At 65.9% G+C, this 26307-nt stretch carries 25 protein-coding genes; 13 read left to right on the top strand and 12 right to left on the bottom strand.

The genetic code is table 11. The annotated features are described in order from the left end of the window. Nucleotides 1-172 precede the first annotated feature (172 nt). A complete protein-coding gene (locus NATPE_RS10035; RefSeq protein ID WP_006180576.1) occupies nucleotides 173-1285 on the top strand; it encodes a glutamate-cysteine ligase family protein in 1113 nt (370 codons plus the stop codon). 95 nt (nucleotides 1286-1380) lie between these two features. After that, nucleotides 1381-2121, top strand: coding sequence for an SDR family NAD(P)-dependent oxidoreductase (locus NATPE_RS10030; protein ID WP_006180577.1), 741 nt, complete (start codon nucleotides 1381-1383; stop codon nucleotides 2119-2121). Here NATPE_RS10030 and NATPE_RS10025 read toward each other — a convergent pair. Beyond that, nucleotides 2118-2591: a hypothetical protein gene (locus NATPE_RS10025; RefSeq protein WP_244880093.1), complete on the bottom strand. Its 474-nt coding sequence runs from the start codon at nucleotides 2589-2591 to the stop codon at nucleotides 2118-2120. The genes NATPE_RS10030 and NATPE_RS10025 overlap by 4 nt on opposite strands. 148 nt (nucleotides 2592-2739) lie before the next feature. On the opposite strand from NATPE_RS10025, the gene NATPE_RS10020 reads away from it, so the two are divergent. Then, nucleotides 2740-3306, top strand: coding sequence for a hypothetical protein (locus NATPE_RS10020; RefSeq protein WP_015299012.1), 567 nt, complete (start codon nucleotides 2740-2742; stop codon nucleotides 3304-3306). A 106-nt stretch (nucleotides 3307-3412) separates the two neighbouring features. Here the strand turns inward: NATPE_RS10020 and NATPE_RS10015 are convergent, their stop codons facing one another. From NATPE_RS10015 to NATPE_RS10000, 4 genes are all read right to left on the bottom strand, one after another. Next, nucleotides 3413-3997: a DUF7110 family protein gene (locus NATPE_RS10015; protein ID WP_006180580.1), complete on the bottom strand. Its 585-nt coding sequence runs from the start codon at nucleotides 3995-3997 to the stop codon at nucleotides 3413-3415. Nucleotides 3998-4118: 121 nt separating this feature from the next. Then, the gene (locus NATPE_RS10010; RefSeq protein WP_006180581.1) at nucleotides 4119-4463 is read right to left on the bottom strand and encodes a glutaredoxin family protein; all 345 of its coding nucleotides are present in this window, start codon (nucleotides 4461-4463) and stop codon (nucleotides 4119-4121) included. Nucleotides 4464-4571: 108 nt separating this feature from the next. After that, complete coding sequence (locus tag NATPE_RS10005) at nucleotides 4572-5369, bottom strand: M14 family metallopeptidase (protein WP_006180583.1); 798 nt, start codon at nucleotides 5367-5369, stop codon at nucleotides 4572-4574. 109 nt (nucleotides 5370-5478) lie between these two features. Further along, complete coding sequence (locus tag NATPE_RS10000) at nucleotides 5479-6225, bottom strand: proteasome assembly chaperone family protein (protein ID WP_006180584.1); 747 nt, start codon at nucleotides 6223-6225, stop codon at nucleotides 5479-5481. Nucleotides 6226-6344: 119 nt separating this feature from the next. Here NATPE_RS10000 and NATPE_RS09995 point away from each other — a divergent pair, with 119 nt between their 5' ends. From NATPE_RS09995 to NATPE_RS09985, 3 genes are read left to right on the top strand one after another with little or no spacing between them, the layout of a single operon-like run. Then, on the top strand, nucleotides 6345-6596 hold the full coding sequence (locus NATPE_RS09995; RefSeq protein ID WP_241432732.1) for a hypothetical protein: 252 nt from the start codon (nucleotides 6345-6347) through the stop codon (nucleotides 6594-6596). Between the two features lie 58 nt (nucleotides 6597-6654). Beyond that, the gene (locus NATPE_RS09990) at nucleotides 6655-7563 is read left to right on the top strand and encodes an RsmB/NOP family class I SAM-dependent RNA methyltransferase (RefSeq protein WP_006180586.1); all 909 of its coding nucleotides are present in this window, start codon (nucleotides 6655-6657) and stop codon (nucleotides 7561-7563) included. Beyond that, entirely contained in the window at nucleotides 7560-8123 is a 564-nt protein-coding gene (locus tag NATPE_RS09985; RefSeq protein WP_006180587.1) for a DUF7122 family protein, read from the top strand. The genes NATPE_RS09990 and NATPE_RS09985 overlap by 4 nt, the downstream gene beginning before the upstream one ends. A gap of 56 nt (nucleotides 8124-8179) precedes the next feature. Here the strand turns inward: NATPE_RS09985 and NATPE_RS09980 are convergent, their stop codons facing one another. The 4 genes from NATPE_RS09980 to NATPE_RS09965 all read right to left on the bottom strand — a co-directional run bounded on the left by NATPE_RS09980 (nucleotide 8180) and on the right by NATPE_RS09965 (nucleotide 13074). Then, nucleotides 8180-9826, bottom strand: coding sequence for a sensor histidine kinase (locus tag NATPE_RS09980; protein WP_006180589.1), 1647 nt, complete (start codon nucleotides 9824-9826; stop codon nucleotides 8180-8182). A 90-nt stretch (nucleotides 9827-9916) separates the two neighbouring features. Then, the gene (locus tag NATPE_RS09975; RefSeq protein ID WP_006180590.1) at nucleotides 9917-10369 is read right to left on the bottom strand and encodes a response regulator; all 453 of its coding nucleotides are present in this window, start codon (nucleotides 10367-10369) and stop codon (nucleotides 9917-9919) included. 69 nt (nucleotides 10370-10438) lie between these two features. Next, the gene (locus tag NATPE_RS09970; RefSeq protein ID WP_006180591.1) at nucleotides 10439-11407 is read right to left on the bottom strand and encodes a malate dehydrogenase; all 969 of its coding nucleotides are present in this window, start codon (nucleotides 11405-11407) and stop codon (nucleotides 10439-10441) included. Nucleotides 11408-11469: 62 nt separating this feature from the next. Further along, entirely contained in the window at nucleotides 11470-13074 is a 1605-nt protein-coding gene (locus NATPE_RS09965) for a DUF790 family protein (protein WP_006180592.1), read from the bottom strand. A gap of 114 nt (nucleotides 13075-13188) precedes the next feature. Here NATPE_RS09965 and NATPE_RS09960 point away from each other — a divergent pair, with 114 nt between their 5' ends. Continuing rightward, complete coding sequence (locus NATPE_RS09960) at nucleotides 13189-13770, top strand: hypothetical protein (RefSeq protein ID WP_006180593.1); 582 nt, start codon at nucleotides 13189-13191, stop codon at nucleotides 13768-13770. A gap of 134 nt (nucleotides 13771-13904) precedes the next feature. Here the strand turns inward: NATPE_RS09960 and NATPE_RS09955 are convergent, their stop codons facing one another. Next, complete coding sequence (locus NATPE_RS09955; protein ID WP_006180594.1) at nucleotides 13905-15371, bottom strand: DEAD/DEAH box helicase; 1467 nt, start codon at nucleotides 15369-15371, stop codon at nucleotides 13905-13907. Between the two features lie 130 nt (nucleotides 15372-15501). On the opposite strand from NATPE_RS09955, the gene grpE reads away from it, so the two are divergent. From grpE to NATPE_RS09930, 6 genes are all read left to right on the top strand, one after another. Then, on the top strand, nucleotides 15502-16584 hold the full coding sequence (gene grpE, locus NATPE_RS09950; protein ID WP_006180595.1) for a nucleotide exchange factor GrpE: 1083 nt from the start codon (nucleotides 15502-15504) through the stop codon (nucleotides 16582-16584). A 227-nt stretch (nucleotides 16585-16811) separates the two neighbouring features. Continuing rightward, nucleotides 16812-18746: a molecular chaperone DnaK gene (gene dnaK, locus NATPE_RS09945; RefSeq protein ID WP_015299010.1), complete on the top strand. Its 1935-nt coding sequence runs from the start codon at nucleotides 16812-16814 to the stop codon at nucleotides 18744-18746. Between the two features lie 264 nt (nucleotides 18747-19010). Next, on the top strand, nucleotides 19011-19805 hold the full coding sequence (locus tag NATPE_RS21400) for a halocin C8-like domain-containing protein (protein ID WP_015299009.1): 795 nt from the start codon (nucleotides 19011-19013) through the stop codon (nucleotides 19803-19805). Nucleotides 19806-20444: 639 nt separating this feature from the next. Further along, nucleotides 20445-21617 (top strand): molecular chaperone DnaJ, encoded by a 1173-nt coding sequence (gene dnaJ / locus NATPE_RS09940; RefSeq protein ID WP_006180598.1) that lies wholly within the window; start codon nucleotides 20445-20447, stop codon nucleotides 21615-21617. A 152-nt stretch (nucleotides 21618-21769) separates the two neighbouring features. After that, nucleotides 21770-22363, top strand: a complete 594-nt coding sequence (locus NATPE_RS09935; protein WP_006180599.1) for a DJ-1/PfpI family protein — start codon at nucleotides 21770-21772, stop codon at nucleotides 22361-22363. Between the two features lie 180 nt (nucleotides 22364-22543). Beyond that, nucleotides 22544-23290, top strand: a complete 747-nt coding sequence (locus tag NATPE_RS09930) for a hypothetical protein (protein ID WP_006180600.1) — start codon at nucleotides 22544-22546, stop codon at nucleotides 23288-23290. Between the two features lie 66 nt (nucleotides 23291-23356). Here NATPE_RS09930 and NATPE_RS09925 read toward each other — a convergent pair whose 3' ends face one another. Together NATPE_RS09925 and NATPE_RS09920 are read right to left on the bottom strand one after the other, a co-directional pair. Beyond that, the gene (locus tag NATPE_RS09925) at nucleotides 23357-24937 is read right to left on the bottom strand and encodes an FAD-dependent oxidoreductase (protein ID WP_006180601.1); all 1581 of its coding nucleotides are present in this window, start codon (nucleotides 24935-24937) and stop codon (nucleotides 23357-23359) included. Nucleotides 24938-24993: 56 nt separating this feature from the next. Continuing rightward, on the bottom strand, nucleotides 24994-26202 hold the full coding sequence (locus NATPE_RS09920; RefSeq protein WP_006180604.1) for an MFS transporter: 1209 nt from the start codon (nucleotides 26200-26202) through the stop codon (nucleotides 24994-24996). Between the last annotated feature and the right edge of the window lie 105 nt (nucleotides 26203-26307).

The raw sequence follows: 26307 nt of genomic DNA, 5'->3' as shown, positions 1-26307 counted from the left end.
TCGGGACTTCGGACCGCGAGCGGCCGACCCGACGAGCTGTCTGGCGAATATTTCCCGTCACGAAAGGTTCTTGCCATCGTTCGAGAGAGGTTCTCATATCGAGTGTTAGCATAGGTCTGTGGCCGAGGACGGCGTCGCTCGGCCACTCGAGCCGTGATCGCGACTACCAACCGTGTCAGCACACGAATCCACGCCGATACGACGGAGCATCGAGGTCGAGTACTGGGTCGTCGACGACCGGGGCCGGCTCGTCGAACCGGGTGATCTCGTCGAGGCGTCGCCGGGTGCCGAACGGGAGTTCGTCGAGCCGTTGCTCGAGATCAAGACGACGCCCTGTGAGTCGACCGCCGAGTTGCGCGAGGAACTGTACGAGCGGCTCGGGGCCGTCCTCGAGCGAGCGGACGAACGCGGGCTGGGACTGGTCCCGCTCGCGACGCCGATCAACCACGGCGAGATTGCGGATCGGCCCAGCGACAGGACCCGCGTTCAGGAGCGGGTCATCGGCGAGGACTTCGAGTACGTCCGCCACTGTGCGGGGACCCACATCCACGTCGAGCAACAGCCGGGACGGGCGGTCGATCAGTTGAATACGTTCATCGCGCTCGATCCGGCGCTGGCGCTGGTCAACTCCGCGCCGTACTTCCGCGGCCGGAACCTGGCGACTGGCGCGCGTTCGAAGCTCTACCGCTGGATGGCCTACGACGACGTCCCCCATCAGGGACGGCTCTGGCCCTACGTCGACGACACCGAGGAGTGGACGCGCCGACTCGAGCGGCGCTACGAGGACTTCGTGACGGCAGCCGTCGACGCGGGGATCGATCGGTCCACGATCCGAGCGCAGTTCGATCCCGAAAGCGCCGTCTGGACGCCGGTCCAGATCCGGGAGTCGTTCGAAACCGTCGAGTGGCGCTCGCCCGACACCGCCCTCCCGAGTCAGGTCGTCCGACTGGCGGACCGGCTGGCCACCGTCGTCGACCGACTCCGCGGGGCCGAGGTCCGGATCGAGGGTGACACCGGCCGGGTGACCGACGAGGAGATCGTCCTGCCGACCTTCGACGCCGTCATCGAACACGTCAACGCCGCGATCCGGGACGGGCTGGACGCGGACGCGGTGCGGTCCTACCTCGAGCGAATGGGATTCGAGGTCGCGACCTACGAGCCGATCGCCCACGATATCGGTGGCCGCGGCCCGGTCGACCGCGAGGCGGCGCGTCGACTCCGACTCGAGTACGCTGAACGCCTCGCGAACGACGTTCGACGGGCCGGCCGCATACCCAGTGACTGACCGCTCGACGACCGAACCGCGACTCGCTCGCCGCGGCCGGTTCGACCCGCCACGGGCGAACGTATTACTCGATGGGCCCGTAACTGATCGGTCAGATGACCACACTCAACGACGAGACGATCATCGTCACCGGTGCGAGCAAGGGACTCGGACGCTCGATGGCGCTTGCCCTCTCCGAACGGGGCGCGAACGTCGTCCTCACGGCTCGCAGCGAGGACGAACTCGAGACCGTCGCCGACGAGGCGGCCGGCGAGACGCTGGTCGTCCCGGCGGACGTCCGCGAGGCCGACGACGTCGACCGCGTCGTCGAGGCGACCCTCGAGCGGTTCGGGCGCGTCGACACGCTCATCAACAACGCCGGTGTCTCCGGGCTCAGCTTCGGCGAGGAGCGCCGCTCGCTCGTCGAGACCGACGAGGAGGAGTGGGATACGATTATGGATGTCAACGTCAAGGGCGTCTATCTGTTTACGAAGCGCGTCCTCGAGACGATGCTCGAGGCCGACCAGAACTCGGGCAACGTCGTCAACGTCTCCTCGGGGCTGGGCCGGTACGCGATCCCCGACGCCGCGGCCTACATCACCTCGAAGTGGGGGCTCGAGGGCTTTACCCAGGCCGTCGCGCTCGAGGTTGAGGACGAGGGAATCAACGTCAACGCGATCGACCCCGGCGGCCGCGTCAACACGCGGATCTGGGAACACCTGCCCGACGACGAGCGCGGGGAGATCCTCCAGCCCGACGTGATGGACGACGCGGCCGCGCTGCTCGCGGCACAGGGACCGGATGGCGTCACCGGCGAATCGATGACCGCCGAGGAGTGGGAGGACCGGCTCGCCTAATAGCCGGCGGCACAGTCGTACGACACGTCCTGAATCGTTGTTTTCTGGTGGATGTAGACCGGCTCGGAAACGTCGACGAGAAGCGTGACGTCACCCGTTCCGTCGGCCGTAGTGGTCCCCGAACACGAGACCACGACATTGCGGGCCTCCCCTTCGGACAATGTTGTTGGTGCTTGGCTAACCTCGAGAGTGTCGTCAGACGCACCTCCGACGGTGTCGACTTCGACATTGAGGGGAGAGTAGTCGGTGACGTACCTGTTCTCGAGGGTAGCGACTGTCCGGGGTCCGTCGTATGAAAAACAGAGGAAGATACAAAGATAGTTCCGCACAGTGCGCCCACGGTACTCATCCTGTATCGAGAGATATGCCTCGTCCTCTCCGGCGACGCTCACGGAGGCGTCCCGTTCGGCGACGACCTGATCGAACGCACCGAGTTGAACGCTGCCGAGAGCGACGCCGAGAACGATCAACAGGAGACCGAACGCGGAGACGAGTCGGTTCATGCGAGGCTATTTTCGGCTGTCCGTTCGTGCTCGCGAGCCGTTTTTCGGTCGATACAGAACGGTTATGTATCTATAGTATTAAAGATTGATAGGAGCGCTCGAGAGTGACCACCGAATGAAACGACGAACGGTTCTGGTTGGGTTGGGGGCTCTCACCGCCGGTGGTGGGGTGGCCTTCGGGACCGGTGCGTTCAGCCGGACTGAAGCCGAGCGCGGTGTCACCGTGTCGACCGCAGTCGACGACGCGGCGCTGTTGCGGCTCGCACCTGGCTCCGGAGACGACGGCGGGTTCGTCACGGGCGAGAGCGACGGGACGATCACCGTCGAGATCACCGAGGTCGATAACGGTACTTCCGATCCGGGACTAGGTGTAAACGACGGGTCCGTTACCGGGTTTCCCAAACTCATCAAGGCGGAGAATCAGTCGGCCAACGAGATCGAGTTGTCCGCGACGGTTTCTCCGACCGGCGGCGTCGTTCTCTTTCCTGACGGCGGCTTCGACGGTCCCGAAGCGATTGATCGGCTCGACGAACCCGAAAATCACGTGCTTCTCTCGCAAGAAGAGTCGGCGGAATTGGGGCTCGCACTCGATGCCGGGTACGGAACGAGCCAGATTCCCGGGACGGTCTCTGACGGGGACTCAATCGACCTCGAGATCAGCGCGACCGACGCCGAGACCTGATTCGTCGCATCCGTACGGTGCGTGTAGCCGTTACAGTTGCCACTTCGGGTTTCCGGCGAAGAGAACGGACCGACCAACGGCTCCGCTCTGTCGGGTCGAACCGAGTTCAGTCCGTGATGAACTTGTTGTCCCGCCAGTTGACGCCGCCTTGCCCCGAGCCGGTGTCGCGGGGCCCCTCGACGACTTCGATGTCCGCGGGGCGGGGTTCGCCGTCGACGATCCGGGTCGCATCGAGGTCGCCGTCGCGTTCCGAGATGGCCGTCAGTGTCCCCTTCTCGGCGGCCTCGGCGATCTCACAGAGGACGAGGAACATCTCGTATTGCAACAGCGAGTTCTGGAGGACCGTCTCGCGGTCGCCTTTGAACGCGGCGAACTCGACGAGTTCCGACTCGATCTCCTCTTCCTCTTCCTCGTCCCAGCTGAACGACTTCTGTCGCCGCTCGTCGGGGTCTTCCTCGTAGACCCGGTTTTCGGTGACGCTGGCTTTGAGCTGGGCCGTCGGCGTGTACTTGCTGACCGACTGATCCTCGGCGACGGCCTTGAGGATCAGCGTGTTGTTGCGTCGCGTGATCTCGACGTCGTCGATCCCGTCGGGATATCTCGCCTCGTCGATGTGTTCTCGAAGGTCTTCGAGGGGCAGTTCAAGGGTCGAATGCAGCCGATATACGTGTCTGGATTCCTCTGTTGACATTGTGGGAAGGTGTGTACGGCGATAGTCGTGATCTGTTACTACGAGGGCGTGACTTATATGAGCTGCTATTAAATGCGTGAGATATCAACTCGAGTATATGGGTCACGCCAGTGGGCCGGCCCTACGCGGTCTCGAGCGTCTCCGCGAGTTCGTCCCGTTCCTCGAGTTCCTCGAGGACGTCGGAGCCGCCGACGAACTCGCCGTCGACGAACGTCTGGGGGATCGTCTCCCAGCCGCTGTGTTCCGAGAGTGCCTGTCGGTACTCGTCGAGCGAGTCGAGGACGTCGACGGTCTCGAACTCGTCGCGGTGCTGGTCGATCAGGCCAAGCGCCTTGCGGGAGTAGCCACACTGGGGCATCAGTTCGGTCCCTTTCATGAAGAGGACGACCTCGTTTTCCTCGAGCGCCTCGGCGACCTGTTCGTCGACTTCGTCCTGATCGAGACCCTGGTTCGGTGGGAACTCCATACTCGTCCGTAGGGCGGTAAGGGGGATATGCCTTGCGTCATCGGCACTCACGCCGGTCGGTCGCGACCGCCGGCCGGACACACCGTTGGCACAGGGAACCCGGGCGATCTAGTCGGCCGACGCCGGCGTCTCGAGGACGTCGAGTTTCTCGGCGGCGTAGCCGAAGACGTCCCGGTAGCCGTTCGGGGACATTAAGACGGGATAGAACGACTCGTCGGCGACCTGCTCGTCGCCGTCGGCGGCGGCGAAGGAATCGCCGGCCTCGACCTCGGTGAAGTTCTCGACGAACACCTCGTAGGAATCGGCCTGTTCCTTGCTGATGACGTCCGTGAGCCGGTAGATCGGGAGGTCGCGTCGGACCGTATCGCCGGGTAACACGCCGACGGCGGTCAGAAACGCCCGCGTCAGCCGGTCGGCGTTCTCGGCGGCCGTCTCCGAGCCCTGGAGCCCACACTCGACCTCGACCGTGTCGATCTCGGCGAACAGTCGCCCCTCCGCGAAGTTGCTCGTCTCGACCATTGCCGTCACGGGCAGCTGTGGCACGATCTCCTCGGCCGTCTCGCTGACGCCGTTGACGACGGCGAACGGTTCGGCGTGGCTCTGGGTCGAGTGCATCGAGAAGGTTAGACAACCCTCGAGTTCGTCGACCAGTTCGGTTGCGAGGCGGCCCTCGTGGGTCGTCGCGTCCGGATCGCCGGGGAACGCACGGTTGAGATCCTCGTCGATGAATCGAACCCGTCGCTCGAGCGCTTCCTCGTTGGCGACGATGAGCTTGACGGGCCGTTCGACGGTCGGGCGCTCGTCGAGCAGCCGTTCGACGGCCCGGACGCCACAGGGTTCGTCCCCGTGAACGCCTGCGACGACTGCGATCTCCGGCTCTCCCGACCCGAGCTGTGCGACTCTCATTACTAGTTAGTTCGGCTGAAGAGCCAAAGGCGATTCGGTCTCTCACCCGGCAGACGTGGTGGCATGTCCCACGACTGAGCCGTCTCTCCGCCTCGGTCGGCGATCGACGCTACTGATACATCCGCAACGGCTGGGCCTGCGAACTCTCCTCCTGTGCGATCGCCTGCATCTGTTGGGCCAACTGCTCCCGTTTCGCCCGGATCTCCTCGGCGCGGTCGACCAGTTCGCTCACGTCGATATCGAGGCCGGCGACGGGGGCGATGGCGTCCTCAAGCAGGACGCTCGCGGCCTCGGGGTCGGGGAACCGGTGGTTGCACTCGACGACGAAGCCGAGGCTGCCGTAGTCCTCGTGGGCGGCGCGGTTGATCAACGCGCCCGTCGGCCCGGTGATGACGCCGTCCTCCGGTGGGGTCGCCACGTCAGTGTCCTCGAGTCGCTCCCCGGCGTCCCCGGTCGCGATCCCGTAGAGATCGGGCCGTTCGCCGTCCTCGCGCTCCGCGGGGAGGCCGCTGAGATACAGCGGCGTCGCCTCCTGCTCGACGATCCAGCCGGTCAGACAGTCCGCGACGGTCTCGACGGCCTTGGCGCTGATCGGCGCGTCGCTTCGCAGCGCCAGCAGATCGTGTTCCTCGTCGGCGTAGAGCCGGACCGGCGGTCGAGCGGTCCGATCACCCTCGCGGTAGACGCCGATCCGCGGCAATCCCTCGCAGCCGACGCTCGCGTAGTACTCCATTTCCAGTTGCTCGATGAGGTGGTCGGTCGCGATCTTGCCCACGAGACCGACGCCCGGAAACCCTTCGACGAGCGTTGGATCCTCGAGCGCGACCGATTCGCCGTGGACGCGGATTCCTGCCATGCTCGGACCGACGGACGTCACCGGCTTAAAATCGGGGGCAGGGTGTGCCGATACCGTCGCCGGATTCGTCCCCGTCGCCCGAGGATTTATATCGATCGCCGCCGATGGTTCGTCCAACGATGACGACGACCGATCCGGAGTCGAGGAAGACACGGCGGGACCGCGACGCGATCGGCCGCTCCGCAGTCGCGGACGCGATCTTCGACGCCGTCGGGACCCTCTCGCTGCTGGGATTCTCGCTGCTGTTTCTGGCCGTCGGCGTGCGGGGCCTTCTCGTCGACGGATCGACGGCGGTTGCCGTCGCCGCGCTCGTCGCCAGCGTCGCGGTCGCCGGGGTGGCGTTCGAACTGGTCCCGCCGTTCCGGGACTGAGCCGGTCGGGCCGGCCGCTTCGAAACCCACAAACGCCAGTCGCGCGAACCCGCAGTCGATGGAGCCACTCGAGCGGTATCGACCGATCATCGACGACTTCGAGGACTTCCTGGCGGCCTGTCGGCGGCCGCTTGGCAACGCCGTCCGCGTAAACACGATCAAGGCCTCGGTCGACCGGGCCCTCGCGACCCTCGAGGCGGAGGGACTCGCGTACGAACAGGCCGACTGGAACCCCCGGGTACTGGACCTCGAGACCGACTCGCCGGGCTCGACGTGGGCCTCGTTTCACGGCTTTACCCACGGGCAGGAGGAGGTCTCGGCGGTGCCGCCGGTCGTCCTCGATCCCGAACCCGGCGAGCGGGTCTGGGACTGCTGTGCCGCACCGGGTGGGAAGGCGACCCAGATCGCTGCGCTGATGGACGACCGGGGAACCGTCGTCGCGAACGACAACAACCTCGGGCGGATCTCGGCGCTGCGCTTTAACGCCGAACGGCTGGGTGCGACCAGCCTCGCGGTGACCAACGCCGACGCCCGGAACTACTCGCTGTCCCGATTCGACTTCGACGAGTTCGACCGGACCCTCGTCGACGCGCCCTGTTCCTGTGAGGGGACGATCCGCAAGAACCCCGACGCGCTGGACAACTGGTCTGAGGGCCACATCTCCTCGGTCGCAGGGATTCAGAAGGGGATCATCCGTCGGGCGATCCAGGCCACCCGCGAGGGCGGGACGGTCGTCTACTCGACCTGTACGTTCGCCCCCGAGGAGAACGAAGCCGTCGTGCAACACGCCATGGACGAGGAGGACTGTCGCGTCGTCGACTTCGATCTCGGCCTCGAACACGCTCCCGGCCTGACCGAGTGGGACGGTCGGTCGTTCGACTCGAGCCTCGAGAAGGCGGCCCGGATCTACCCGCATCACAACGACACCGGCGGCTTCTTCGTCGCGAAACTGGAGGTAACCGCATGAGCCCCGACAACGACGGCCAGCGGTTCGATCGGCTGCCGGCCACGGCCGACGAGCGGAGCGTCGAGGGCCGCGCAACTCGCGAGGAGGTCGTCGACTACTTCGCCGACCGGTTCGGGATCCCGCCGGAGACCTTCGACGACTACACGTTCTGGGAGAAAGGCGCGGGCAAGATCTGGCTCTACGGCGGCGAGGCGTCGACGCCGCTCGAGATCGAGGCCATCGGCATGACCTGTCTCCGCACCCGCCAGGAACACTGGAAGCCCACGACCGACTTCGTCCAGCGGTTCGGCCGCGCGGCGACCGACTGCGTGATCGACTTAGCGCCCGCGGAGGCTCGCCGGTTCGCCGCGGGGGAGGATCAGGAGATCGAGCGGTGGGACGGCGACTGGGGCTATCTGATCGCCGCCCACGACGTCGGGGTCGGGCCGACGGGCCAACCGGGGGGAGACGGTGAAACCGTCGACCGGGGCGAACGCGAGCCGATCGGCGTCGGCCTCTACGTCCACGGCGAACTCCGCTCGATGGTACCGAAGGGGCGTCAACGCGACCTCGAGCCGTAGGCGCCGGGCGGGTCGATCCGCGGCCGCAGTCGGGATCGGTCTCGGCGACGACGGAGCTATGCGTCACGCGGCTGCGGTTCCGCAACGGTCGTGGCGACGTCGGAGACGACGAGTCGAATCCCGTCCCGGTACTCGGTGTCGATGTCGACGCGCCAGCCGTGTACCCGGACGAACGACCGGAGCTTCGGGAGTTTCATTCCCGACTCGGCGTCGGGGACCGACTCCCCGAACTCGAAGTACCTGTCGACGGAATCCATCGGCGGCCGTCCGTCGTCGGTGATGGTGAACCCGTTCTCGCGGAGCGCGACGGTCACCGTCTGCGCCTCGTTGAGTTGCGCGAAGGCGATCGCGTCGCGCACGAGTTCGCGAAACCGCTGGGGATCCGCCTCGAGGCATCCGTCGGTGTCGACGGTCAACTCCAGATCACCCGTCGCTTCGGTCGCCCAGACGCCCCTGATCTCCGCTCCGAAGTCGACCGTCTCGAGCCGTTCGACCGTCTGTCCGTGCTTGGTCAGCGTCGTGAAGTCCTCCACCAGTTCGGACAGCCGATCGTTGGCCTCCAGGGCCGCGTCGACGGACTCGCGTTCGGTCGTTCCGGCCGAGAGCCGTCGGCGTGCGATCCCCAATCGACCATCGATTATCTGCAGCATGTTGCGCAGTTCGTGGGCGAGAGCGCCGGCAATCCCCTCGAGCTGGTCGTTGTGTCGCTCGAGTTCGCGCCGGCGTCGCTCCGCCTGTGTCACGTCGGTGATCCCGAGGACGCGACTGGCTGTTTTACCGAGCGTGACCGAACTGTTCGAGACCAGGTAATACCGTCGTTGGGTACCCTCCTTGCGCTTCAGGAGTTGCTCGTCGCTCTCCGCGACGGCGGCCACCGACGGGAGGGTGGTTGACAGCCGCTCGCCGTCGGCCCCCTCGAGATCTGGGAACGCGGCCGTCGCAGCGGCGGAGTAGTCGCGGATCCGGCCGTCGTCGTCGAGGACGATCATCGCATCGTCGTCCGAGCCGGTATACTGGGCCGCGAGGAATCGCCGCTCGAAGACGAACAGGACGCCGACGACGAAGGCGGCGACGCCGATCGGCGCGTAAATGGCCTCGATCAGTTGCGGGATCGCGAGTGCGACCATATCGAAGACGACCGGGAGACCGATCAGTACCGTCAGAACGGCGAGCGGACGGGTGTCGTACTCCGACTCGAGGTAGCGTTCGAACAGCATGAACAGCCCGGTCGCTGCGAGCGCGTAGGACAGTCCGGTCGCGGCCCAGTGGAGAGACTGGTGTTCGATCGCGAGATGGACGAACGGCGTCGTCCGTTCCGTGGCGGTGAAGTAGAGCCCGTGCAGCGGGTTGGTGAGTTTGACCGCGACGACCCCGAGGAAGACGCCCGCACTGAGCCGTCGCAACGCGGTGTTGCGGTGGTAGTCCCGCCCCGTGTAAGCGGAACAGAAATAGAGCCACGCCCAGACCGTGGAGAAGCCGACGGCGAGGCCGACGATATACGACGGCTCGCGGAACGGGTCCGGAAGCACGAAGAACGCGCTCTTGAGCAGCGCCCAGATACCGGTCGTCACCAGCAATCCGACGAGCCCCCGTCGGACCGCTTCGTCGCCGACCGTTCGCGCTCGCGGGACCGCACCCAGACAGACGAGCCCGGTCACGAGGAAGACGCTCACGTAGCCGAGTCCGATCGGGTTCACCGGCATCGACGCTCCATGAGAACGTCCGAGGTGTAGCAGTACGGGAGCAAAAACGTTCTGGCAGTCCGTCTCCGACGGCGTTACCGTTCCGTGTCCTCACCCGGGAACCGGCGGCAGCGTCGCTTCCTCGACCCAGAACGCCTCGACCGCACGGCCGATGTCGGCGAACTCGTCGGGATCGGTCGGTTTCGTCAGGTAGGCGTTCGCACACAGTTCGTAGCTCCGGACGATGTCCTCGGTCGCTTCCGAACTCGTCAGGACCAACACCGGCAGCGACGCGAGTTTCGGGTCGTCCTTGATCGTCTCGAGGACCTCGAACCCGCCGGTCCTGGGCAGGTTCAGATCGAGCAACATCAGGTCCACTTCGGGGCCGTCCTCGCTCGCCGCCCGTTCGTGAAGGAACTCGAGGGCGGCGTCGCCGTCGGCCTCCGTGTGCAAGCTGACATCGAACGACGCCGTGTTGAACGCCTCCTCGATCAACCGCACGTCGCCGGGGTTGTCTTCGACGAGGAGGAGGGAAATCGATTCCGTGGAAGACTGATGGGACACGTGACTGTCTCGGAATAGTGCGGTCCGGTGGTTAAGGGTGTCCACTACAGACGTTGGTTTCGGCCCGGATCACGCCAGCGAGCGCCGAACGGCGGCGGCAGCACGCTCGAGTCCGTCCCGCTCGTTCGGGGCCAGGTCCCACTCGACGATCTCGCCGACGCCGCCGGCGTCGAGCCGGACCGGGACGCTCACGCTGACGCCTTCGAGCCCGTACTCGCCGGAAAGCGGGGTCGAGAGACAGACCGGTTCGTCGGTTCCGCCGTCGGCCAGTCGAGCGACGATCGTGGCGACGCCGCGGCTCGTGACCCACCGCGAGGAGTCCTCTGGACCCCGCCGCTCGATGACGTCGTAGGGAACGTCGCGGACGTACTCGAGGACGGCCTCGCGCTCGGTCGCCGAGAGATCGATCGGCTCACCGTCGACGGTCGCCCGCGAGAACGCGGGGACCATGTGTTCGCCGTGTTCGCCGAGGACCGGACAGGAGACGGCGGCGGGCGAGGTGTCGAACCGGCGGGCCAGTTCGTCCGCGATGCGGGCCGTCTCCGACAGGGAGTAGCCGAGGAACCGCTCGCGGGGCCAGCCGCTTGCCTCCCACAGGCGGTAGGTGATCCGATCGGTCGGGTTGGCCGCCACGACCGTCGGCGTCGGGTCGGCCTCGCCGAACCACTCGCCGATGTCGGCGGCGATCTCGAGGTTTTGCTCGAGGTTCGACAGTCGACCGCCCCGTTCGAAGCTGTCGGGGTCGCGCGCGGCGCTTGCGGTGACGACGATCGCGTCGGCCGCGTCGATCGGATCGGGGCCCGGGGACGCGCTCGGATCGATCGCGGTGACGGTGCCGGGCGGGTCGTCGCCGAACGACGGGCGCCCCGCCGCGGTGGCGACGTGACACTGCGCGTGGCGCAGATCGATCGCATGGCCGGTCGTGACGGCCGTCTGGGGATCCGCAAGCGTGACGGTCGTCTCCGGACGCTGTACCGCCAGCGTGTACGCGACGGTGCTGCCGATCGTCCCACCACCGCCGACGACGAGGACGTTCATGGCCGAGCTATCGGCGCGGGCACTTGTAACTTGGCCGGGGCGTTGTCATCCGGCGGGAGCCGTCAGCGCTCGACGAGCGTCCCGCCGGCCAACCCGTCCCACTCGACGCGATACCCCAGCCGCGAGAGGGCGGCGCTCGCGTCGGCGATCCCGTACTCCTCGAGGACCGCCTCGGCGTCCTCGAGGGCCATCCCCGCCTCGATCGCGTCGGCTAGTGACTCGAGGACGGCCGGCCGGACGAGCGTTCGGCCGACGCGCTCGTGGTCCGGGACGGAGACGTCCGCAAGGGCGTCCTCGCTGACGCCGTGGCGCTCGGCCAGCCCCTCGAGCGCGATCGCGTCCTCGTCGGGCCGGAGTTCGTCGGGCAGGGCGGCAGCGCTTTCGGCGACCAGCTGGCGTTCGTACTCCCGGAGGACGTCGGCGACGTCTTTGACCCGGACCGTTCCCGAGTAGGGGATCGCCCGGTGGTCGCGGGCCGCGATCTCCTCGCCGACGCCAAGCGACTCGTCGACGGCCACGAGCATGTCCACGTCCTCGAGGTCGGCCAGTTGCGAGAGTTTCTTCTCGACGTACTCGGGGGTCCAAAACCCCATGATCTCGAAGTAGAGCCGGAAGTCGCCGTAGGCGTAGTCGAACGCAAAGTCCGGGATCATCACCCGCGTCCCCGTCGCGAGCGGCTCGGGCTCGCGCACGAGGTCCCAGTCCAGATCCAGGTTCGTAAAGCGGGCGGCGAAGTCCGCCTCGACGCCGCTGTCGAACGAGACGTCCGCGACCGGTTCGGCGTCGGGCACCCGAACGGGATCATCGTGGGAGAGCGAGAGCGTCCGCTCGGTCCCGCGGTCGTCGATCGTCGCCTCGAGCGACCACCGCTCGGCCGACGCGACGGTCCGCAGCAGCCGGGCAAAGCGGGTGCCGTACCGCCGCGTCGCCCGGAAGAGCCGGGTCGGGCCGGTCACGACGACCTCCCGCTCGGCGATCCCGTCCGCGAGGTCCGTCTCCGAAACCCCGCCGCTCGGCGTCGGTTCCTCCTCGAGTCGGCGAATCTCGTACAGCAGTCGCAGGCGCTTGATCGCCGAGATCAGCGCCTTCGGATCACTCGAGCGGACACGGACTTCGGTCGCGTCGAACAGCGCCGTCTGGGCCAGCGAGAGGTTGTACTGGGCGAGCAGTCCGTCGGGGTCCCAGCGCGACTCGACCGCGGTCAGGACCTGTCGCTCCTCGAGGTCGGCGTAGAGGGCGGTCTCGAGGTCGTCGGCCGAAACGTCGAGCGACTCGCCCGCCCGGATCAGCGCCATCGCCCGCTCGTCCTCGGTGACGACGCCGACCGCCTCGGCGGCCTCGAAGGCCGCCCGGCGAGCCCGTTCGGGGTCGATCGCCGCGTCGGTCTCGAACGTCGCCTCGCGCTCGAGCAGCGCCGAGAGCCCGCGGACGAGTTTGAAGTCGTCGGCCCCGCGCTCTCGCGGCACCCCGCTCGAGCCGTCCGGGACGCGTGGTGTCCCGCGCTCCAACTCCGTCAGCGCGGCCTCGAGTTCGCCACGGGGTTCGCCGACGTGGCCCTGATAGGTGCCGATCACCCTGGCCGCGAGCGGGCGTTGGTCGCGGCCGGCGAACTGCGGGTGGTAGCCGCCGCCGGCCCGCGAGACGCGCAGCAAGTCCTTCGTCAGCATTCGTCCGATGTCGGCGCGGCACCGGCAAAAGTGGCCCGGACGAAGACCCGGCGATCGCCCTCGCCGACGGGGCTCAGCCACTGATATTACGGCGGTTCGGTTCCACCCTCCGGTATGGACGATTCGTCGCTCCGGATCGCGTACGAGACCCACGACGGGGTTCGGGAACTGGTCGACTGCCTGGAACACACCCTCGAGTCGCTCAGCATCGACTTCGATCGGTGGGACGAACAGTACGTCAAAGGTCCCGGGATGTACGTCGCCGTCGTCATCGGGCCGTCGGTCGCGGACTTCGCGTACCCGATGGGCGACAACACGTGGCCGACGGACCGCTGTCACGACGTCCGTCTCGATCCCGACGCCTTCTACGAGACGGCCCGGGAGGTCGCGAGGACCCGCGACGGGGCCGTCGTCGTCAGCGTCGACGGCGTCGTTCAGGAACAACTGGTCCGGTTTACCGACCTCTCACCCGACGAACTCGAGTGCGGGGCGGGGGACCCGGACGACCCCGGCTACGAGGACTGGATGGGGTCGCGTCACATGAGCGCACTGGATACCTCCCGGCGGCCGAACGTGGTGTCGACGCTGACGCTAAGCGAGGAGACCGGCCGCGTGACGCGCTTCGAGGACGGCTCGTTCGAGACGACCGAGCGGGGGGACCTCGGCGGGGAGTGGAACGTAGACGTTACCCACTGAAGCGACGCGACAAGACCACACGGGCCGGATCGCGGGACTGTGCCGCCTCGAGCGTGGGTCGACGTGGACTCCAAGGTCGGTCGGAGTCGCTCGATTCGATCGGTGACGACCCGCTGTGGGGCCCCTTCGGCGCGTTACTCCCGCCGTCGGGCGGCGATCCGTTGCTCGCCGGTATCGGCTGTGATGACCTCGTAGAGGACCGCCCGGCCGCCGTCGGCCTTCGGTCGGAGGATCCGCCCGAGTCGCTGGACGAACTCCCGTTCGCTACCGCTGCCCGAGAGGACGACCGCGACGTTCGCGTCGGGGACGTCGACGCCCTCGTCGAGGACGTTCGAGGTCGCGATCCGGGTATAGCTCCCATCGCGGAACCGCTCTAGGATCTCGCGACGCTCCGCTGTCCCGGTCCGGTGGGTGATCGTCGGAATCAGGAACCGCTCGCTGACGTCGTACGCGAGGTCGTTGTGGGCGGTAAAGACGATGACCCGATCGTCCCGGTGGTCGTCGAGGATCCCCGACAGCGCCTCGAGTTTCGCCTCGCTACCAAACATGATCTCCCGTGCGCGCTGGCGCGCGAGCAGCGCCTCGCGGGCCTCGGGGTCCGATCCCGACCGCTTGACCAGTTCCTGGTAATCCGAGCCGCTTCGCATCTCGATGTTCGATCTCGCGAGATAGCCGGTGAACGTCTCCTGGTTTCGTTCGTATTCCTCGCGCTCCTCGGGGGTCAGCGACACCTTGAGGCGCTTGAGGTCGTAGGCCGCGAGGTGGTCGCCGGCGAGGTCGTCCACGCCGACCTGGTGGACGAGCGGCCCGACGAGGGCTTCGACGACCTCGTGGGCACCGTCGGGGCGCTCGAAGGTCGCGGTCAGGCCCACGCGTGCGGGGGCGGCGAGCAAGCGTGCGATCTCGCGGTACCCCTCGCCGCCGAGGTGGTGGGCCTCGTCGAAGACGGCGAATCCGAACCGGTCTCCCACCGAATCGGCCTTCAGATATGCCGAATCGTACGTCGAGACGGTGATCGGCTCGAGTCGTTGCTCGCCGCCGCCGAAGCGCCCGATCGGCGTGTCGAACTCCCGCTTGAGTTCTCGCTCCCACTGCTCGAGGAGGTCGATCGTCGGGACGACGATCAGCGTCGGGACCGAGAGCCGCTCGATCGCCTTCAGGGCGATGACGGTCTTGCCGCTGCCGGTCGGCAGTTCGAGGACGCCGGCGGGCGCTCGAGCGGGCGACTCCGGCCCGGGCGCGTCGGCCCACCGGTCGGTCCCGAGCCACGCCTCGAGCGCCCGTTCCTGATACGGCCGAAGTTCGTAGGCCGATGTGAGGCTGGCGACGGACTCGAGATCGAGGACGCGGTCCTCGACCGCGGCGTCGGCCCGCCACAGCGCCGCCCGCAGTTCGGCGTAGCGGTAGGCAGGGACGCGCCAGCAGCCGGTTCGGGAATCGGCCTCGAGTTCGGGGACCGACTCCCGGAGCGACGACGGCGAGAGCGGTGCCGTCTCGAGGCCGTCGATCCGAACCGTCCCGTCCTCGTACCGGCATTCGATCGAGGTCGGCTCGTCGTTCGGGCTCCGCGTCACGCGTCCCAGTCGGGGGTAGATACACATATACGGTCGGGTACTCGGGACGGCAAATCTGGAGATGGGGCGGTCTGGGCGACTAGATGGGCACAGCGATGCCGGCGGCTCCGACACGGGTACCTCAACCCTTTTATTACCGCTGTTCGTTGACAGCCATATGAGCGAAGACGAGGGCACGGAGACGTCCGCCCCGGGTGTCCCGTCCGAGGAGGAATCCGACGACGGCGAGACGGCCGCGGCGGACCCCGATGTCTCGACGGATGGGGAATCAGAGCCGGCTCCCGACGTCGAGGAGTCGGACGCGGAACCCGCGGGAACTGACGACGAGAGCGAGGCGACGACCGACGCCGACGGGGACGCGACCGAGAGCGAGTCGGCCCCTGCCGCGGCTGAGACTGACGCACCCGAAACCAGCGAGGACATCCAGCGACTCCTCGATCGGGTCACCGAGTACGACGACGAACTCGCCCGTCAGATCAACTCGATCGTCGAGGAGGCCCGCGATCTGAACGGGACCGTCAGCCACCAGCGCGAGGAACTCGAGGACCTCGAGCAACGCGTCGAGTCACAGGCCGAGACCATCGGCGACCTGCAGGACGAACTCGAGGCCCGCGACGACCGACTCGAGGAATACGAGGCGGAAGTCGAGGACTTGAAAAGCCGGCTCAAGCGCAAGCAGGCCGACTTCCAGAACTACAAGAAACGCGCCAAGAAGCGCCAACAGCAGATCAAAGACCGCGCGACGGAGGACCTCGTCGAGCGGCTCATCACCGTCCGGGACAACCTCAAACGCGCCCTCGAGGAGGACAGCGACGACGTCGAGAGTCTGCAAGAGGGCGTCGAGATGACGCTCAAGGAGTTCGACCGCATCCTCGAGGACGAGAACGTCACCGAGATCGATCCCGAGCCTGGCACCGCGACCGATCCCCAGCGCCACGAGGTCATGATGCAGGTCGACAGCGACCAGCCCGAGGGAACCGTCGCCGACGTCTACACGCCCGGCTACGAGATGGGCGACAAGGTCATCCAGAACGCACAGGTCACGGTCTCGAACGGGGAGTTCGCCGACGATGAGGACTCGAGCGCCGATGCGGACGGCGACGCTGACGGCTCGAGCGCCGACGACGGCGAGTCCGGGACCGAGGAGGAGTCGGCCGAATCCGACGACGGGGCGGCCGACGACGGCGAAGAGGACGCAGAGGCGATCGAACTCGGCGGCGAAGTCGCCGACGACGAATAGCCGTTCTCTCAGAGTATCGCCGTTCTGTCCGTCTCGACGACGCAACTGACCGGTTCACAGTCGACCACCGGTCCGACACGGCGGGCCGATCGACCGATCTCCCCGCCCGTTTTTACTGAGATCCAACTGCCGCGAGCGAGCCGCTACTCCCTCGTATCGGGCTTTTATTCGGGTTTCGAGCCCGGCTAGTAACCTTTAAAACAAAGTGCGCACAATACCCCTCCACGATGGCGAGCAACAAAATTCTCGGAATCGACCTCGGCACGACGAACAGCGCGTTCGCGGTGATGGAAGGCGGCGATCCGGAGATCATCGTCAACTCCGAAGGCGAACGGACCACCCCCTCCGTCGTCGCCTTCTCCGACGACGAGCGACTCGTCGGGAAGCCGGCCAAGAACCAGGCCGTCCAGAACCCCGAAAAGACGATCCAGTCGATCAAGCGCCACATCGGCGAGGAAGACTACACCGTCGAGATCGACGACGAGGAGTATACGCCCGAGGAGATCTCGGCGATGATCCTCCAGAAGATCAAACGCGACGCCGAGGACTATCTCGGTGACGAAGTCGAGAAGGCCGTCATCACGGTCCCCGCGTACTTCTCGGACCGACAGCGCCAGGCGACCAAAGACGCCGGCGAGATCGCCGGCTTCGAGGTCGAGCGCATCATCAACGAGCCGACGGCCGCTTCGATGGCCTACGGCCTCGAGGACGATCAGGACCAGACCGTCCTCGTCTACGACCTCGGTGGCGGGACGTTCGACGTTTCCATTCTCGATCTCGGCGGCGGCGTCTACGAGGTCGTCGCGACCAACGGTGACAACGACCTCGGGGGCGACGACTGGGACGAGGCCATCATCGACTGGCTCGCCGAGGAGTTCGAGGCGGAACACGGGATCGACCTCCGCGACGACCGACAGGCCCTCCAGCGGCTGAAAGACGCCGCCGAGGAGGCCAAGATCGAACTCTCCTCGCGCAAGGAGACCGAGATCAACCTGCCCTTCATTACGGCGACCGACGACGGCCCGATCCACCTCGAGGAGTCGCTGACCCGTGCGAAGTTCGAGTCGCTGACCAGCGACCTCATCGAGCGGACCGTCGAGCCGACCGAGCAGGCCCTCAAGGACGCCGGCTACGAGAAAGACGAGATCGACGAGGTGCTGCTCGTCGGCGGTTCGACGCGGATGCCCCAGGTCGGCGAGAAGGTCGAAGAACTGACCGGCAAGGAGCCCCAGAAGAACGTCAACCCCGACGAGGCCGTCTCGCTGGGCGCGGCGATCCAGGGCGGCGTGCTTGGCGGCGAGGTCGACGACATCGTCCTGCTGGACGTGACCCCGCTCTCGCTGGGGATCGAGGTCAAGGGCGGCCTCTTCGAGCGTCTCATCGAAAAGAACACGACGATTCCGACCGAGGAGTCGAAGATCTTCACCACCGCGGCGGACAACCAGACGACGGTTCAGGTCCGGGTCTTCCAGGGCGAGCGCGAACTGGCCGAGGAGAACGAGATGCTCGGTGAGTTCCACCTGACCGGCATCCCGCCGGCCCCCGCCGGAACGCCCCAGATCGAGGTCACGTTCTCCATCGACGAGAACGGCATCGTCAACGTCTCCGCCGAGGACAAGGGCAGCGGGACCACCGAAGAGATCACCATCGAGGGCGGTGCCGGTCTCTCCGACGAACAGATCGAGAAGATGCAAGAAGAGGCCGAGAAACACGCCGAGGAAGACCAGCAAAAGCGCGAGCGCATCGAAGCGCGTAACGCCGCCGAGGCGACGATCCAGCGCGCGGAAACGCTGCTCGAGGAGAACGACGAGCAGGTCGACGACGATCTCCGCGCCGACATCGAGGGCGCGATCGAGGATCTCGAGGAGACGATCGACGACAACGAAGCCGACGCCGACGACATCGAGTCCGCAACCGAATCCCTGAGCGAGGAGCTGCAGGAGATCGGCAAGCAGATCTACCAGCAGGAGGCCGGTGCCGGTGCAGCTGGCGGCGCTGGCGGTGCGGCAGGCGGCGCTGCAGGTGCCGGCGGTGCCGGAATGGGCGGCATGGGCGGCGGTCCGAACCCCGGCCCCGAAGCCGGCGCTGCCGGCGGCGAGGACGAGGAGTTCGTCGATGCGGACTTCGAGGACGTCGACTTCGAGGACGACGACGAGGAGTAAGCGGCCAGTCCGAGTCGCCGACTCGGAATACGACCGCAGAGCGAGTTTTCCAATTTGACGGAAATAACTAGTAATTTGAGGAGATTTCTTCGCCCGACAGAAGGTTAGCACGAGCATGGTAAATGTGTCCCTCGAGTTGTGAATGGGGTCCATCGTAATTTCGAAACTAAATAGAGAAGGGTTGAAACCAAGAAACCAGATTATTAAATCAATAGTTCGACTATCCATTGGATATAAATAGTGGACAATATAATTGGTATTTGTATGTCGGAAGACAACAGAAACAGGTCGCCGCTTACTCGTCGGAAAGTGTTGAAAAGTACTACAATGAGTTCAGTTGCTATAGGAACGTTCAGTGGTATCGGTAGTGGTTCTGTAGGCAGTCGAACCGGTGAAATAGAAGAAATAGGCAGGCATAATAAAACAAGTCTCGTGTCTAGGGTTCGCCAATCAAACGAGTATCTGACCTATGAGGAGTACTTTGACAATCAAGATTGGATCGACATTCTAGACGAACCATCCGTCTATAAAATAACGGATGGTGAATCCACGGAAGATAGAACAGGAACAATAATCTCATTTCCATTAGATTCTTCTGATTCGACGGTCGATGCCGATCTCACATTTACTCTTGAAAATGGATCTGTTACATACTCTAAAGCGTTAATGTCGGAGTCGATAGCCGACGAGACATACGAAATAACTGAAATCCGGCTACAGAACGGTGAGATAAAGAAGACAGTTACCGAAGCCACATTAGAAAATGGTAGGATTACCACCTCTTCTAGCGATCGTGATGGGGTTGTAACTCCTCAAGGCCGGAACGGTGTTAGTTGTGGTCAGTGTACAACGATAATGAGGGAACTGTGTCGGGTTGGATGTAGCGCCAATACGGGGCTTATCTGTGCAGGGGTCAGCTTTGTTGGGACGCCTCTAGCCGGAATAGGCTGTGGTGTTGTAGCGACGATAGTCTGCGCTCATGTTGCAGTCCCGAACGATTGTACCGTTAGCGATAGTCTTCAACACGAAAACCTCTGTGAAGAAGGCGGATTCTGCTAACTATCCCTCGTTTTTGATCGTAAGAGTGATTGCCACACGTGTACAGAATCGCTGACGAAAAGCCCACTACCGATGTGTGATCAACAATCAGATGACGGGTTCTATTCTAGTAGAGTGAAAAAAACGGTAGTGTATTTTTTCGTTACCTTTTCCGCATCGTTCGTAATTGCCATCTATAGAGGGATGTCCGTAGCGGAATCTATCGGGACCTCGTTTGTATTCGCTGTAGTATTCGCAGCAGTTATCTGGTATGTGTGGGTTGAAGCATAACTCCACTTCGTTTGCGAACCGACGTGGCCGTATTCCTCTAATCACTACCAGCTATCGTAGCCGCCCTCCAAGGTAGGGCGGATCGGTCCAGAAGAGTTACCGACACGTGCCTCGTCAAAATTAGAAAGTGATCATATTGGGATAGTAGGAGTGGAGAATAGGTTTATTAATAATCAATTATAGAGTTAGTTATTATAGATTTAGTAACTATGTGCCCAGAATAAGGGTGGGGATTTTAACTTCTGACCGGACGGCGGTGAACTGCGGGATTAGTTGGAGTTGCCTGTAAATGGGAACTGGCGAACTGGATCGCATCTTCCGTAGAGCGGTCGTTTCAAGTGGCTCAGACGAGTATCGGTTGCACAACGAATGAGCGAGGACTTCTACGACGTTCTCGGCGTGAGCCCCGACGCGTCTGCCGAGGAGATCAAACAGGCGTATCGGTCGAAGGCCACCGAGTATCACCCCGACGTCAGCGACGACCCCGATGCCGAGGAGAAATTCAAGAAAATTCAGAAGGCAAAGCAGGTCCTAACCGACGAGGAGAAACGTGAGGCCTACGACCGGATGGGTCATGACCGCTACGAACAGGCCGAGAAACACGGTTTCGACGCCAGCCAGGCCGGCGGTGCCGGCGGCATGGGCGGCGGCCCGTTCGGCGGGATGGGCGGTGGCGGCATGGGCGGCGGTGGTGGTCTCGGCGACCTCTTCGAACAGGTCTTCGGCGGCGGTGGCGGCGGCGGACGCGGCCGCCGGCAGCCACGCAAGGGCCGGGACCTGCGGACCGAACTCGAGATCGATCTCGAGGAGGCCTACGAGGGGGCTGAAAAGCAGTTCACCGTCGAGCGGCCCGAGGAGTGTGACGTCTGCGAGGGCGAGGGCCACCCGCCGGAGGCCGACGCCGAGACCTGTTCGGAGTGTCAGGGCCGCGGGCAGGTGACCCAGGTCCAGCAGACGCCGCTCGGCCGGGTCCAGCAGACGACGGCCTGTCCCCGGTGTGAGGGCGAGGGGACGATCTACTCCGAGACCTGTGGCGAGTGTCGCGGCGAGGGCTACGTCCGCACCGAGGCGACGCTGACCGTCGAGGTTCCGGCCGGTATTCAGGAAGGCCAGACGCTGCGGATGGAAGGCGAGGGCGCGCCCAGTCCCGAAGGCGGCCCCCGCGGCGACCTGCTGATCGACGTCTCGATCCGCGACCACGAGGAGTTCGAACGCGAGGGTGACGACCTGCGCTACCGGCTTCCCGTCTCCTTCCCGCAGGCCACCTTCGGCGACACCGTCGAGGTCCCCACCCTCGAGGGCGGTGCCGAGTTCGAGATCCCGCAGGGTACTCAGAGCGGCGAGACCTTCCGCCTCGAGGGCAAGGGGATGCCCCGCCTGCGCGGCCGCGGGCAGGGCGACCTCTACGTCAAAGTCCAGGTCGTCACCCCCGAGAGTCTCAACGAGGACCAGCGCGAGGCCCTCGAGGAGTTTGCGGAGGCCGGCGGCGACGAGATCGAAGTGAAGGAAGGCTTCTTCGAGAAGATCAAACGGGCGTTCTGAACCGACGACAGTCCGGTCGGGTCCTCGTCTCGAGTCGGGCAGTAGCGGCGCGGGTTTCTCAGTTGACCGGCTATCCGTTCGCCCTGCTGAGTGTCGTGATAACAACCAACACGTGTTATGATCATCGCGACCGAACTACCGTGTGGAATACCATGACAGAACATCGGATCCTGCTCCTCGCGGGCGACTTCGTCGAGGACTACGAGGTAATGGTCCCGTTCCAGGCGCTCGAGATGATCGGCCATGAGGTCCACGCCGTCTGCCCGGAAAAGGAGGCTGGCGACACCTGTCCGACCGCGATCCACGACTTCGAGGGCGACCAAACCTATACCGAGAAACCGGGCCATCAGTTCGAACTGACCCACGACTTCGACGCGGTCGAGCCGTCCGAGTACGACGCGCTGGTCGTCCCTGGCGGGCGCGCGCCTGAGTACCTCCGGACCTACGACGAGGTCCTCGAGATCACGCGGCACTTCTTCGCGGAAGACAAACCCGTCGCGGCGCTGTGTCACGGCCTCCAGATCCTCGCCGCGGCCGACGTCCTCGAGGGCCGAACCTGTACCGGGTATCCGGCGCTCGAGGCCGACGTCCGCGGCGCGGGCGCGGAGTGGACCGGCGAGGTGACCCGCGACGGGAACCTCGTGACGGGACAGGCCTGGCCCGACCACCCCGAGTGGCTCGCCGAGTTCCTCGAGGTCCTCGGGACCGACGTGGATCACGCCGAGCCGGCGGCCGCCGACGACTGATACGGTTTGCTGTCCCGATGTCAGGTGGGACCGCAGGGCGGTCGCGGTCCCACCGACAATGACTGACAGACCGTATGAGGCGGGCGACGCGGACCGAACCCCGCCGTATAGCGGGAGTCGAAGGCGAGATGGACGACGCGAGTCGGCGTGCTTTTTCCCCCGCGGTCCCCAGTCCCGAGTATGAACGTTGGGACGGTCGACGACCTGCTCACCCGCGAGCTGCGGGACGACCGGATCGCCCTCGTCGACGCGACGGGGCGGGAGTACGACTACCACTGGCTGTGTACGACCGCGTGGAAGGCCGGCAACTTCCTGCGCCACTCGGGCGTTCGCAAGGGCGTCACCGTCGGCGTCGTCGGCGACGGCCCCCTCGCTTTGCTGGCTTTCTTCGGCACAACGTTGCTCGAGGGGACCACCCGATTCGATCCCCCGACGGATCTCGCGGATGAGGACGACTTCCGGACGCTCGTCGCGCCCGTCGATCGTCTCGAGTCCTACGACCTCCCACAGGGGGCCCAGCGGGTCGGGTACGGTGACAAGCCCGACGCCCCGGACGTCCATCACTTCGACGCGGGGCTGTGGAGCGAGAACCCGTCGTTCCCACCGCTCTCGATCGACCCCGAGACCACGATCCTGACCGACGGCGAGCGGACGGTCACCCACAGGCAGGTCCTCGAGGCTGCACACGGTGTTCTCGAAGGGACGGACCTCGGGGCCGACGACCGCGTCGTGGTCCGGGGGCCGCTGTCCGACCCCCGGACCGTCGTCGCGGGCGTGATCGCGCCGCTGCTCGCGAAGGCCGTGATCGTGCTGCCGGGCGACGCGAACGACGGTGAGAAGTTGGGTGACTACGCCGTCTCGAGTGAGTCTGACGCGCCGGTTCCGGAGCCCGGTCGGATCGACCTCGAATCGGTGTCGCTCGAGTAGATTGGTCGCTTTCGCGGCCTCGTTACGCTCGGTTCGCGTCCCGAACGATCGGCAGCGACGACAGCGTCACAGCTGCCGGTACAGCAAGCCCTCGACCGCCGGTCCCGACAGCACCTCGCCCTCGTGGGAGAACCGCGAGCCGTGACAGGGACAGTCCCAGGTGTGTTCGGCGTCGTTCCACCGGACGAGACAGCCCATGTGCGGACAGGTCGCCGAGACGGCGTGGGTCGTGCCCTCGTCGTCGCGGTAGAGTCCCACGGGCTGGCTTGCGCGCCGGACGACGCGGGCATCACCCCGTGGCAGGTCAGCAGCGCCGTCGGCCCCGAGAGCGGCCAGTAGGGACTTGATCCGGTCGCCGACGAAGCTCCCACCGACCGTCGCGTTCTCCTTGAGGAAGCGCTTGGCCGACGCCTTCGGGGTGAACCGCTGGGGGTCGAAGACGTCGGCCCACGGGCTCGAGCCCTCGACGATCAAGTCAGCGAGGATCGTTTCCGCGGCGGTGCCGGTCGTCATTCCCCAGCCCTTGAACCCAGTCCCGACGTAGACGCCCTCCGAGAGCGGATCGATCCGGCCGATGAAGGGGACGTCGTCGACCGGGGAGTAGTCCATCGTCGACCAGCGGTACTCGACCGACGCCACGTCGAAGCGCTCGCGGGCGAAGGCCTCGCAGCGGCGGTAGCGTTCGGAGGTCGGGACGCCGTCGACGCTCGGCTTGTGGCTCTGGCCGCCCACGAGCAGGAGATCGCCGTCCTCGTCGTCCACGTCGTCACCCGCGCCTGCGCCGCCGTTCGCGACCGAGTACGTCCGCATCGTCGCCGCCGGCGAGGCCGTGTTGTAGTACATCCCCTCCGGCGGCGTCCCGTCGATCCGGACGGCCAGCAGGTACGCGCGGTGGGGGTGCATCCGCGCGAAGTAACCGGCCCGATCGAGAACCGGGAAGTGGGTCGCGACGACCACGTCGTCGGCGACGACGGTCCCGTGGTCGGTCTCGACGCGACACGGCGACCCGGGCTCGACCTCGAGCGCGCGGGTCTCCTCGAAGACGTGGCCGCCGTCGTCGTGGATCCGCTCGGCGATCGCGAGCAGGTACTTCCGCGGGTGGAAGGCGGCCTGCTCGTCGAAGCGGACCGCGCCGGGGACGTCGAACGGCAGCGGGGTCTCATCGACGTACGAGGCCGGCAGGTCGACCCGCTGGGCGGCCGCGACCTCGTCGCGGATCTGTCCGAGGTCGTCGGGCGAAGCGGCGTAGGTGTAGGCCGGCGTCCGGCGGAAGTCACAGTCGATGTCCAGCGTCTCGACGCGCCGTTCGACCGTCTCGATCGCCGCCTCGTTCGCCGCGGCGTACTGGCGCGCTTTCCCTTCGCCGAACTGCGAGACGAGCCGGTCGTAGACCAGTCCGTGCTGGGAGGTAAGCTTCGCCGTCGTGTGCCCGGTCGTCCCCTCGACGATCTTGTCGGCCTCGAGGACGACGACCGACCGCCCGGCATCTTGCAGTTCGAGCGCGGCGGAGAGGCCGGTGATGCCGCCGCCGACGACGGCCGCGTCGACGGTCAGTCCGTCCTCGAGCGGGCCGTACTCGGTCGTGGGAGTCGTGGCGAGCCACAGCGACTCGGGGCGCGGGGACTCGGCTGGGATGGAATTCGACATCGATTCGGGTCCGGCTATCCACACCCAGACAAAAGGACCGGGGGGTGAGAACGGGGTCAGGACGACGCGTCGCGGAGCCGGCTCGATCCCAGTCCGACGGCGGCGATACCGGCGATCGCTGCGGCAGCGGCGAAGACGCCGTCGACGCCCGCGAGGGGAACGAGCGCACCGAACAGGACCGGCGAGAGGAACTGTCCGGTGTAGCCGACGGAGGCGATGTAGGAACTGAACTGCCCCTGTCGGTCCGGCGGGACGAGGGCTTCGACCCAGGCGAACGTCGACGGGAAGACCAGACCGATCCCGAGGCCGAACAGGACCACCGGCACGGCCGCGCCCACAGCGGTGTCGACGACCGTCGCGGTCGCGAGTCCGCTGGCCCAGAGGACAAAGGCCGCGAAGACGAGCGTCGACCGATCGGCGTAGCCAAGCAGTCGGTCGTAGGCGATCGCCGAGACGCCGCCCGCAGCGCCGTTGGCGGCCAGATAGAGGCTGATCCGCAGCGACGAGGTCACGCCGATACCGGAGAGCAGTTGGGGATAGTAGACGACGATCACGTACAACAGGGCGTTCGCCCCGAAGTACAGCAGGTAGACCAGCGGGAGCGCCGGCCGGTCCCGGAAAACCGCGAGGACGCCGCCGCCCCCGCGTTCCGCCCCGTCGGCCCGGCCGCTCCCGTTCGCGGCCGTTTCGTCGTCGCCGCTCGAGGCTCCCACCTCGGGGACCGTCGCCGCGGCCAGCAGGCCGAGGGGTACGGCGACGAGATAAATACCGAACGGGGCGTTCCACGCGAGGCTCCCGGCCGCGCCGCCGACGAGGGGCCAGACCGCCGCGCCGGCGCTGTTCGCGCTGCTGCGATAGCCCAGCGCGCGCTCCATCGCCTGCCCTTCGTAGAGATCGTAGATGAGGACGGTCACTGACGTATACACCGCGGCAGTCCCGAGCCCGAGGACGACGCGGGAGGCAAGCAGCGGGAGGAACGAATCGACGAGCAGTCCCGCGCCGCCGCCGAGCCCGTAGACGAACAGGCCGCCCACGAGGGGCCGACGCGGCCCGACCCGGTCGACGAGCGCTCCCACGACCGGGCTCGCGAGGACGATCACGCCGCCGTGAGTGGTGATGATCAGGCCGGCCGCGGATCCCGATACCCCGAGTTCGTCCCGTATCTGGGGGACGATCGGGCCGAGGATCGCCCCGGCCATGACCGTCAGCGTCGCCGCGGCCACCACGACCCAGAGCGTCCGCCGGCGCTGTGTCGACGTTGCCACTGGTCGGCTCTCCGAAGTGAACGTCCAACAGGATTGTGATCGCGGCCGACGCTCCTGACGGGATGGCGTCGGCCGAGCGTGACCGGCTTCGGCAACGCGCAGTCC

It is taken from the genome of Natrinema pellirubrum DSM 15624 (assembly GCF_000230735.2).
Classification (GTDB): domain Archaea; phylum Halobacteriota; class Halobacteria; order Halobacteriales; family Natrialbaceae; genus Natrinema; species Natrinema pellirubrum.
This window is presented reverse-complemented; position numbering and strand designations above follow the sequence as displayed.